1 protein-coding gene and 1 pseudogene are annotated in these 1,475 nt (G+C 43.3%); both read left to right on the top strand.

Translation table 11 applies throughout. The features are described 5' to 3' along the window. Nucleotides 1–236, top strand: a pseudogene (locus AB4583_RS21270) (bifunctional aspartate transaminase/aspartate 4-decarboxylase); the annotation flags it as partial. Between the two features lie 206 nt (nt 237–442). Continuing rightward, nucleotides 443–1,300, top strand: a complete 858-nt coding sequence (gene pdxY / locus AB4583_RS21265) for a pyridoxal kinase PdxY (protein WP_017068366.1) — start codon at nt 443–445, stop codon at nt 1,298–1,300. Nucleotides 1,301–1,475: the final 175 nt, after the last annotated feature.

Here is a 1,475-nt window from a genome sequence, read left to right as displayed (position 1 = left end):
AACTTTACGGTCAAGAGTTTCTCGACTGGTTCAAAGCTAACGAGAAAGGTAAAGACTTCCTATTCCGTCTTGCTCACGAAACCGGCGTAATCTTACTACCTGGTAAAGGTTTCGACACAGTACACGCATCAGTACGTGTATCACTAGCGAACCTTACTCACCACGAGTACGAGCTAATCGGCCGTGCAACACGCACTGTATTGGATGAGTACTTCGCTGAGTTTCAAGACGCATAAGTTCAAGTCTGGCTTAGAATCAAATACATGATTTAAAGCCGATGACGTCCAACTCATTAAGAATAAGCCTCGGCGATGTCGAGGCTATTCCGACCAAATAAGCACAGTGGTTAGATCGATAAAACTTCCTATCTTGATGTTCCGTTGTGTTTATTTAGTCGTCTTATCCAAGTATTCAAATCCATTTCAAACTGAAAGAGCGACGCATGAAAAGCATTATTTCTATTCAATCTCACGTGGTTTACGGGCATGCAGGAAACAGTTCTGCGGTTTTTCCAATCCAAAGAATGGGACTCGATGTGTGGCCAATCCACACTGTTCAGTTCTCTAATCACACTCAATATCAACAAGGTTGGACCGGGCAAACATTCGGCTCAGATGATATTCGAAACTTGATTCGAGGCTTAGACAACATCAACGTACTGAAAGACTGTGGTGCGATCCTATCGGGTTATCAGGGAAGCGCAGACCAATGTAAAGCGGTTGCCGAGTCGGTTAATTTAGTTAAAGAAAAGAACCACAGTGCACTCTATGTTTGTGACCCTGTAATGGGAGACCCAGATAAAGGTTGTATCGTTGAGGATGGCGTTAGAACCGCCATTACTAAACACTTGCTTCCTATTGCCGATGTTATAGTGCCAAACCAATTTGAACTAAGTGAATTGACCGGCATTAAAATCCTCTCCCTTTATGACGCGGTTACAGCATGTAAGAAAGCATTGGAGCTTGGTCCAAAGATGGTGCTCGTGAAGCATCTTCACTCATTATCCGATGACGCGTTCAGTATGATTTTAGCAACGAAAAAGGCATGTTATTTAGCCCAACGACCGAACATTGAATTTGCTCAACAACCGGTTGGTGTCGGTGACCTTATCTCTGGCCTGTTTACCGCAGGGTTAATAAAGAGAATGTCTCCCGTAGCTGCATTCCGACATGCAAATAACGCGGTCTATGGTGTGTTGGAGCTAACTAAAAGCTATGGCACTTGGGAGCTACAAACAATCAATGCACAATATGAATTTGTAGAGCCTACCCACGATTTCAACGTGGTCAAAATCGGGTAGAGCGTTTAACTCCGATAGTGGTGGAGGGTGTACCTATTCGATGGGTCGCATCCTACAAACGAGATTACGAGCTAAGACTAAACCTAGCTATATTACTCCCAGAAAGAGACGGACTTCACTTTATCCCTATTTATTAACTTCTCTGTTTATAGCTGTTCTTTTGATTAAACAGAGT

This window comes from Vibrio sp. 10N.222.49.C12 (genome assembly GCF_041475025.1).
Classification (GTDB): Bacteria; Pseudomonadota; Gammaproteobacteria; order Enterobacterales; family Vibrionaceae; genus Vibrio; species Vibrio crassostreae_C.
The sequence above is the reverse complement of the archived record's forward strand: the minus strand, read 5'-3'. Positions and strand labels throughout refer to the sequence as shown.